The 9218-nt window shown below is 54.2% G+C and carries 9 protein-coding genes; all 9 read left to right on the top strand.

What is annotated here, in order from left to right; genetic code table 11:
• The first annotated feature begins 169 nt into the window (after nucleotides 1-169).
• The gene (locus tag BUA24_RS11035; RefSeq protein WP_072792493.1) at nucleotides 170-382 is read left to right on the top strand and encodes a hypothetical protein; all 213 of its coding nucleotides are present in this window, start codon (nucleotides 170-172) and stop codon (nucleotides 380-382) included.
• Nucleotides 383-525: 143 nt separating this feature from the next.
• On the top strand, nucleotides 526-699 hold the full coding sequence (locus BUA24_RS12640; RefSeq protein ID WP_178138816.1) for a hypothetical protein: 174 nt from the start codon (nucleotides 526-528) through the stop codon (nucleotides 697-699).
• The gene (locus BUA24_RS11030) at nucleotides 696-2261 is read left to right on the top strand and encodes a type I restriction-modification system subunit M (RefSeq protein WP_072792491.1); all 1566 of its coding nucleotides are present in this window, start codon (nucleotides 696-698) and stop codon (nucleotides 2259-2261) included. Before BUA24_RS12640 ends, BUA24_RS11030 begins: the two co-directional genes overlap by 4 nt.
• 65 nt (nucleotides 2262-2326) lie before the next feature.
• Nucleotides 2327-2896 (top strand): restriction endonuclease subunit S, encoded by a 570-nt coding sequence (locus BUA24_RS11025; protein ID WP_218587476.1) that lies wholly within the window; start codon nucleotides 2327-2329, stop codon nucleotides 2894-2896.
• Nucleotides 2836-3438 carry a restriction endonuclease subunit S gene (locus BUA24_RS11020; RefSeq protein WP_072792487.1) on the top strand — a complete coding sequence of 201 codons (603 nt, stop codon included), beginning with the start codon at nucleotides 2836-2838 and terminating at the stop codon, nucleotides 3436-3438. The genes BUA24_RS11025 and BUA24_RS11020 overlap by 61 nt, the downstream gene beginning before the upstream one ends.
• Nucleotides 3435-6485 (top strand): type I restriction endonuclease subunit R, encoded by a 3051-nt coding sequence (locus tag BUA24_RS11015; protein WP_072792484.1) that lies wholly within the window; start codon nucleotides 3435-3437, stop codon nucleotides 6483-6485. Before BUA24_RS11020 ends, BUA24_RS11015 begins: the two co-directional genes overlap by 4 nt.
• Complete coding sequence (locus BUA24_RS11010) at nucleotides 6482-7450, top strand: CBASS cGAMP-activated phospholipase (protein WP_072792482.1); 969 nt, start codon at nucleotides 6482-6484, stop codon at nucleotides 7448-7450. The genes BUA24_RS11015 and BUA24_RS11010 overlap by 4 nt, the downstream gene beginning before the upstream one ends.
• Entirely contained in the window at nucleotides 7450-8793 is a 1344-nt protein-coding gene (locus BUA24_RS11005) for an SMODS domain-containing nucleotidyltransferase (RefSeq protein ID WP_072792480.1), read from the top strand. Before BUA24_RS11010 ends, BUA24_RS11005 begins: the two co-directional genes overlap by 1 nt.
• A gap of 246 nt (nucleotides 8794-9039) precedes the next feature.
• Nucleotides 9040-9218 (top strand): transposase (locus BUA24_RS13475; RefSeq protein ID WP_178138815.1); only part of this gene is annotated, 179 nt, incomplete at its 3' end.

Raw genomic sequence — 9218 nt, 5'->3', positions numbered from 1 at the left:
TTACTAAGATAGACACAGTTCCAAAGACTCTATGGCCTATTTGCACAACTTTAGGCACACAACCGATCGTTAGCTGACTCAGACCTTGGTACGCCAGGTGCTCTCACCGAGCAGACTCAGGCGTTTCACGAGCCCACCCGGTTCGCCTCTTTAGGAGCGGTCTTCTACGGTGAGCGACCAAGCACCATCTGGAGCTACCGTGGACTCACGTACTTTGAACGACCAGGAACTCCCCACATCGGCAAGACTCTCGAGTTTGGTGACGAGCGGGATGTCAGTGTTGAGTTTCATGATTTATTCGGCGGACTTTATAGCGGTATTGCCTGGGGATGGTGAGCGCTTGTCAAAGATTGGAATGAAGTTTGATTTTGGCGCCTCATGAACACGCAAATTAAGGACAAGTTAATTGCTTCGATTTTGATTTGAGTGTCCAATATTTCCTCGTAATGCATTTCGTAACAGGTGGGTAGTAGTGTTGTATTCAGATTCTTTGATCTTGCATAAAGTGTTATAATAAGGAGGATTATGCACAAATCAAGGCGTCAGTTGCAGGGATTTACGAAAGGAACATCACTAATGGCGGGCCAATCACGCGAGACTGTGACGAAGCCAACCAAGACGCTCGAACAGAGTTTCTTATTGATAAATACTCCACGTGGTCGACGGGTCGTCGAAGAAGGAGGGCATCTCTCCGCATGAGCCAGACTAAAGAAACTCAGCGAGCCGAGCTTCACAAGACCATCTGGCGCGTTGCCAATGACTTGCGTGGCAGCGTCGATGGCTGGGACTTCAAAGCCTACGTGCTGGGTATCCTCTTCTACCGCTTTATCTCAGAAAACCTGACCGCCTACATAAACGCTGGCGAGCATAAAGCTGGACAGGTCGACTTCGACTATGCCAAGCTGAGCGACGCCGAGGCAGAGTCTGGACGAAAGGAGACGGTGGCAGAGAAGGGCTTCTATATTCTTCCAAGTGAACTCTTCGCTAACGTCCGCAAACGTGCCGCGCACGATGAGAATCTGAACGAAACGCTTGAGCGGGTCTTCAAGAACATAGAGGGTTCCGCAGTCGGCACCGACTCAGAAGACGACTTGAAAGGTCTATTTGACGATCTTGACGTCAACAGCGCAAAGCTCGGACCCACGGTAGCTAAGCGCAACGAGAAACTAGTAAAACTACTAGACGCCATCGGTGATCTCAGTCTAGGGAGCTTCTCCGACCATACCATCGACGCCTTCGGCGATGCTTATGAGTATCTAATGCAGATGTACGCGTCAAGTGCAGGTAAGTCTGGGGGTGAGTATTACACCCCTCAGGAGGTCTCCGAGCTGCTTGCCCGAATTACGGTAGTCGGCAAGACCTCCGTGAACAAGGTCTATGACCCCGCTTGTGGCTCTGGGTCTTTGCTGTTGAAGTTCGCCAAAGTGCTGGGCAAAGATAACGTCCGCTTGGGCTTCTTCGGTCAGGAGATCAACCTGACCACCTACAACCTGGCCCGGATCAACATGTTCTTGCATGACATCAACTATGAGAAGTTCGACATCGCCCACGGCGACACGCTGCTCGAACCTGCCCATTGGGACGAGGAGCCGTTCGAGGCTATCGTTTCCAATCCACCCTACTCGACGAAATGGGACGGTGCCGCTAACCCGCTGCTTATCAACGATCCACGCTACGCTCCGGCCGGCGTGCTCGCACCAAAGTCGAAGGCTGATCTAGCCTTCACCATGCACATGCTCCACTGGCTGGCTGTGAACGGCACGGCCGCTATTGTTGAGTTCCCTGGCGTTCTCTATCGTGGAGGTGCGGAGCAGAAGATCCGAAAATACCTTGTCGACAATAACTATGTGGATGCGGTCATCCAGCTTCCGCCGGACCTCTTCTTCGGCACCACCATTGCGACCTGCATTCTCGTCCTCAAGAAATCCAAGAAGGACAATGCGGTTCTGTTTATCGACGCTTCCGCTGAGTTCGTCCGAGGTGGTAACAAAAATAAGCTCACTGAAGCCAACCAGCGGAGAATCCTCGATGCCTTCACGGTGCGCAGATCCGAAGACCACTTCGCTAAGCTCGTCCCTTACGAGGAGATCAAGGCCAAAAACTACAACATTGCAGTTTCGTCATATGTCGAACGGGAGGACACCAGCGAGGCTGTCGACATCACTGCGCTGAATGCCGAGATAGCCAGCATCGTCAAACGTCAGCAGGAACTCCGTGATCAGATCGATGCAATCGTTGCGGACTTGGAGGGTACGTCATGAGTGGGATTGAAGAATTAATTGCAGAGCTTTGCCCCGAAGGGGTCACGCATTGTGCACTCGGTGCTGTGGCAACTTTCCGTCGTGGAACTCCCATCACAAAAAATGACACGGTGGAGGGCTCAATCCCGGTTATCGCAGGGGGACGGACTCCTGCCTACTTTCACAGCGATAGTAACAGAAGCGGCGAGACAATTGCTGTAGCTGGTTCGGGAGCCTACGCTGGCTTCGTTACTTTTTGGACCGACCCGGTGTTCGTTTCCGACGCTTTTACTGTGCATCCCGACCCGACGCTCTTGGCGCCGAAGTACGTCTATCATTTCCTTCTTGCCAATCAGGAAGTGATTCATGCGAAAAAAAGTGGTGGAGGCGTACCGCATGTCAAGGGTAGCGATATAGCACGCTTACGCATTCCCATCCCTCCTCTAGAAATCCAACAAGAGATCGTACGCATCCTAGACACCTTTACAGAGCTGGAAGCAGAGCTGGAAGCAGAGCTGGAAGCCCGTCGTCGCCAGTATGCCTACTACCGAGATTCGCTGTTGAGCTTCCCTGAGGGGGGGTACGGAGGATTCCGATGGGTGAGCTTGGAACAATCTTCGGTGGACTCACTGGTAAATCTAAGGATGATTTCTTAGACGGTAATGCACGCTTTATTTCGTATGTCAACATCTTCAACAACATTGCGGCTCGTCTTGATAGCGACGATTTTGTGCACGTGGATCCAGGCGAGAGGCAGCGGTCCCTGAAGCGAGGAGACATTCTCTTTACGGGCTCATCCGAGACTGCGGAGGAGGTCGGTATGTCTTCTGTAGTTACGCGTGAGGTCGACGAGCCTCTGTACCTGAATAGTTTCAGCATCGGCTACCGACTCAACGAATCGGAGGTGCTCGATCCTGAGTTCACCAAGCACCTCTTCCGCTCAGAAGGGATGCGCAAGCAGCTGGTCAAGACAGCCAGTGGCGTGACGCGGTTCAACGTCTCGAAGGCGCGGCTTGCCAAGGTAGAGGTCCCGATCCCTGTTCTAGAAGAACAACGCCGTATCGCCTCGGTCCTCGACAAGTTCGATGCGTTGGTAAATGACCTCTCGATCGGCCTCCCCGCCGAGCTAAACGCTCGCCGCAAGCAGTACGAATACTACCGAGACCGTCTTCTAACCTTTGAGGAGGCCCCGGTGTGAACGAGGCCAAGGCAAGCCGATACGAGCCAATTGCCGTCAGTTCCGAAAGTACTGTCGTTGCCGAGTTCATCCCGGTCGCGACAACTGACACTGCCTACCAGTCCGAGGCGGACCTGGAACGAGAATTCATCAAGCTCCTACAGTCGCAAGCGTATGAGTACCTTCCAATCACGAGTGAAGCCCAACTCATTGCCAACCTCCGCACCCAGATCGAGGCCCTGAACTCAATCAGCTTCTCTGATTCTGAATGGAAGCGATTCTTTAGCGACAAAATCTCTGGGGCTAACGAGGGTCCAGCTGAGAAGACCAAACGCATCCAGGAGGACCACGTCCAAGTCCTAAAGCGAGACGACAATTCAACAAAGAACGTCATGCTCATCGACAAGACGAATATACACAACAACCGACTGCAGGTTATAAATCAGTACGAGATCGGGAAGGGCGAAGGTGGTGCTGCACGCTCGAATCGCTACGACGTCACCATACTTGTCAACGGATTGCCGCTCGTTCATATTGAACTCAAACGCCGTGGAGTTGATATTCGCGAGGCATTCAACCAAATTGACCGATATCAGCGTGACAGCTTTTGGGCCGGTTCTGGACTCTTTGATTACGTACAACTCTTCGTAATCAGCAGCGGCACGTTAACGAAGTACTACTCCAACACCACCCGACGTCAACACCTTAGCGAGAGTGCCGGATCAAAGAAGGTTCGAAAGACCTCGAACTCCTTTGAGTTCACCTCATGGTGGGCAGACGCCACCAACAAACCAATACAGGATCTTGCAGGCTTTACCAGGACGTTCTTCGCAAAGCACACACTGCTGAATATCCTGACCCGCTATTGCGTACTCACTGCCGATCAGCTTTTGCTGGTTATGCGTCCTTATCAGATCGTCGCCACCGAGCGGATTCTCCAAAAGATTGAGATCTCCACGAACTACCGACAACTCGGCACGATTGCCGCAGGCGGGTATGTCTGGCACACCACTGGGTCGGGCAAGACGCTGACAAGCTTTAAGGCTGCTCAGCTCGCCTCGAAGCTCAGCGATGTAGACAAAGTGCTCTTTGTCGTGGATCGCAAGGATCTCGACTACCAAACAATGAGGGAATACGACAGGTTTGAGAAAGGAGCTGCAAACTCAAATACCTCTACGGCCGTCCTTAAGAAGCAGTTGGAAGACCCAAGTGCCAAGATCATCATCACAACTATCCAGAAGCTGTCGACCTTCATCTCGGGAAACAAGGGTCACGGCATCTACGGGGGACACGTCGTACTGATCTTCGATGAGTGCCACCGTTCGCAGTTTGGTGAAATGCACACTTCAATCACTCGGGCGTTCAAGCGCTACAACCTGTTCGGCTTCACCGGCACTCCAATCTTCGCCGTGAATGCTGGTAGCGGTGGGAACCCCAAACTGAAAACCACTGAGCAGGCCTTTGGCGACAGGCTACACACCTACACAATCGTTGATGCCATCAATGACAAGAACGTCCTACCGTTTCGCATTGACTATGTGAACACCATCAAGCTCTCCGAGGGGCTCACCGACAAGCAAGTCTCAGCGATCGACACCGAGCGTGCACTGCTCGCCCCGGAGCGGATCCGCCAGGTCGTCACCTACACGCTGGAGCATTTCGACCAAAAGACCAAGCGGGCCGAACACTATTCGATAGAGGGTAAGCGTGTCCATGGGTTCAATGCACTGTTCGCAACGGCTTCCATTGACGCGGCCAAACGCTACTATGCCGAGTTCAAGATTCAGCAACAAGACCTACCCTCAGATCGCAAGCTCAAGATCGGCATCATCTACTCCTATGCCCCGAATGAAGACATCGGCGATGACTATCTCGATGAAGAGGGCTTCGAGACCAACGCGCTTGACCGGCCATCGCGCGACTTCCTCGACGAGGCAATCAGGGACTACAACGCTTTCTTCGGTACCAGCTTCGACACCTCGTCGGATAAGTTTCAGAACTACTACAAAGATCTGTCGCTACGGCTGAAGAATCGCGAGATCGACCTCGTCATCGTCGTGAACATGTTTCTTACCGGTTTCGATGCAACAACCTTGAATACGCTTTTCGCCGACAAGCGGCTTGTCAACCACGGTCTCCTGCAGGCCTACTCACGCACAAACCGAATTCTGAACTCAGTGAAGACCTACGGCAACATTGTCTCTTTCCGTGACCTAGAAGAAGAGACCAATGACGCCATCGCTTTATTTGGAAATAAAGATGCCCGCGGCATCGTGCTTCTCAAGCCCTATGGCGACTATTACGAAGAGTACGCCGAACGCGCCCAAGAGCTGCTTACGAAGTACCCGCCGGGTACACAGATAGTCGGTGAAGCCGAACAGAAGGACTTCATTTTGCTCTTTGGTGCAATTCTTCGCTTGCAAAACATCCTGACCTCATTTGACGAGTTCGCTGGCAACGAGATCCTGACCGAGCGGCAAAGCCAGGACTACCGCAGCGTTTATCTCGACCTCTATGCAGACTTCCGGCGTATCAGTGACGCCGAGAAGGAGTCGATTAACGACGACATCGTCTTTGAGATTGAGCTCATAAAGCAGGTCGAGATCAACGTTGACTACATCCTTATGCTCGTCCAGAAGTGGCGTGAAGCCCGCGGAGACGGTGCAGACAAGGAGATAGAGGAGATCACACAGATCCAGCGTGCGATTGACTCTAGTCTCTCGTTACGCAACAAGAAGGACCTTATCATGGAATTCGTTGATTCAGTTTCGGCAAAGGGTGAAATTGAAGACGAGTGGCGAGCATTCGTTGAACACAGGCGTGAAGCCGAGCTGCGGGAAATCATCACCGAGGAGGGCTTGAAGCCCGACGAGACGAAGACGTTCATTGCAAATGCATTCCGTGATGGCAGAATTCCAACCACCGGCACCGCAGTCACTCGGATCATGCCGTCGGTTTCACGGTTTGCTGCCAATGGCGGCCACGGAGAAAAGAAGAGGCGGGTACTCGCCCGTTTGAGCGCGTTCTTTGAGCGGTTCTTCGGGCTAGCCTCGGGGGGTGACGAGTGACCTCCGCAGCTGGTTCGTCGTCAGATCACAGCTTTCGGGTTCTGGCGCTCGACGGAGGCGGTATCAAAGGGACATTCGCGGCTGCGGTGCTCGCCAGCTTCGAAGAGACGCTCGGAAGCCCACTGGTTGACTACTTCGACCTCATCGCCGGAACCTCGACGGGCGGCATTATCGCGCTGGGACTCGGTCTGGGTCTGCCATCTAAGCAGATCCTTGACTTCTACGAGACTCGCGGGCCGCAGATCTTCGTTGGAGCCAGGGGTCTGCTGGGACGGGTACTCGGTCCAAAGTACGACGACTACTCCCTTCGAGAGGCGCTGGAGGAAGTCTTCGGCGACCGCCTGCTTGGAGATGCCCAGACCCGTCTCGTGATCCCGTCACTCAACCTGGAGACTGGTCAGGTCCATGTCTTCAAGACGGCCCATCACGAGCGGTTCGAGCGAGACTACAAGGAGCGGGTCGTGGATGTTGCCTTGGCGACTGCTGCTGCCCCAACGTACTTTCGTACGCACCGCCTCCCTGCCGGGACGCCACTCATCGACGGCGGCCTGTGGGCGAACAACCCGATGGGGGCGGCAGCGGTAGAGGCGCTCGGCGTATTGGAGTGGCCGAAGGGGTCGGTCAAGCTGCTGAGCATCAGCTGCACGGAATCGCCACCGTCGATCAGGGAACGCTCCGGATCCGGACTCGGACTACGCAGATGGGTACCGCATCTCGTGGATACCTTCATGAATGCACAATCGTCAGGCTCAGTCGGCACCGCGACGCTCCTACTGGGCGGCGAGAACGTGTATCGCATCTCGCACAACGTCACCGGGGACCGATACAAGCTTGATGGCATAGAGGGGATCGAATCCCTGAAGGGGCTCGGCGCCTCTGTGGCCCGTCACGAGTACCCTAACGTTAAGGTGAACTTCCTGACCGAAAAGGCACTGCGGTTCATTCCTAAATACGGAGCTGCGTGATGAAGCTTGTCAAGCAGTTTGATGCCTTCATGAAGGGCAAGGTTAATCTCGGCGAGAGCCGAATTGAGAAACTCGATGCCAGGGTCGAGGCGGTCGAGAACTTCCTCTCCAGTGGCGACAACGCCATCGCTAACAACTTCAACGAGCTGATTCCACAGGGGTCTTATGCCCAGCGCACGATCATCAACCCGGTGGGCACGACCGACGAGTTCGACGCCGACATCCTGCTCGACATGGACGAGGTCGAGGGCTGGGACGCCCATGACTACGTTGAAGAGCTGTATCGAGTCTTCCGGTCGAGTAGCACCTACCGTGACATGGTCAATCGCCGGAGTCGGTGCGTCGTGGTCGATTATGCGGGCGACTTCCATATGGACGTCGTGCCTTACCTGACTCGCCACGGCCAATGGTTCATCACCAACCGCAACGAGAACTCCTACGAGCTCACGGATCCTGAGGGCTTCAACGAGTGGCTTGATGAGCAGAACCGCCTGACCAGCGGACGGCTGGTGAAAGTGTTGCGGTTACTCAAGTACCTCCGGGACTACAAGAATACCTTCTCGGTTAAGTCGGTCATCCTGACAATCCTTGTCGGCGGCCGTGTCAGCAGCACGGAGCTGCTCTCTGATCCAGATCACTATCAGGACCTGCCGACAGCGCTCGTCAAGCTACTGAAGGACCTGAACACCTATCTCCAGGCTAACCCGCAAATGCCTAGCCTGGACGACCCGAGCTGCCCTACAGAGAACTTCAACCACCGCTGGGACCAGGACCAGTACGCCAACTTTCGTAACTGGATCAAGACGTACACCGAGTGGGCGGAGGACGCCTACTACGAGGCAGACGTCCAGGAGAGCTACACCAAGTGGCGCAAGCTATTTGGTGACAAGTTCGGCACGTATTCAACGACCGTGGCGAAGGCGTCGGAGTCTCATCGCGGGGTGCCGGGAGTATCGGATACCGAAGAGCGTGTGCAGGCAAAGTTCGTCGTTGACCTAAATCCCGTGTACCAGGTGAAGCTCCAGGCTCGGACGGTGCGTCGTGACGGCTTTCGGACCTATACCCTGGCGACACGGGGCAACAAGGTCACGAAGGACCGCAAGATCAACTTCTCGCTGCAGTCCTGCAACGTCCCAGAACCGTACGATGTCTGGTGGAAGGTCCGCAACACAGGTCCCGAGGCAATCGCTCGGAACATGATCCGAGGCCAAATTGTCAAGGATGGTGGCGGGCGGATGCGTACCGAGCCAACGACGTTCCGAGGGAACCACTACGTCGAGGTCTACATAGTCAAGGACGGCGTCGTGGTGGCAATGGACCATCATCCGGTAATCATTACGTGATGCTGTGCTGCGAGCCTCAGCCTGAGAGCAGTGCTTTCAGTTGTGCGCGCGGCTCGTCCCAGCCTGGTCGCAGCGTCAACGCGAGCTCAAAGTGCTCTCGTGCTAATTCATAGCGGCCCGCGACGGCCAGAACGATTCCAGGGTTGTGTCCCGATAGTTGTGCAAATTCCACGAGTGAATTGATTTGTTTGTGGTGGCCATGGTATCTAGGAATTATTAGAAACCAGAACCTCAAGGAGGTAGACCATGACCACCACAAACAATACTAAAGCACTTATCGAGTCAGTAAAAGAGATACTTACCCAAGATGGAGATCTGCTAAGAAATATTATCCAACAGGTCCTACAAGAGATGCTAGAAGCAGAGATGGATCAGGTGCTTGGTGCATCTAAGTCCGAGCGCTCCGACAAAAGGCTTGGATATAG

It is taken from the genome of Ferrithrix thermotolerans DSM 19514 (assembly GCF_900128965.1).
GTDB lineage: Bacteria > Actinomycetota > Acidimicrobiia > Acidimicrobiales > Acidimicrobiaceae > Ferrithrix > Ferrithrix thermotolerans.
The sequence above is the reverse complement of the archived record's forward strand: the minus strand, read 5'-3'. Positions and strand labels throughout refer to the sequence as shown.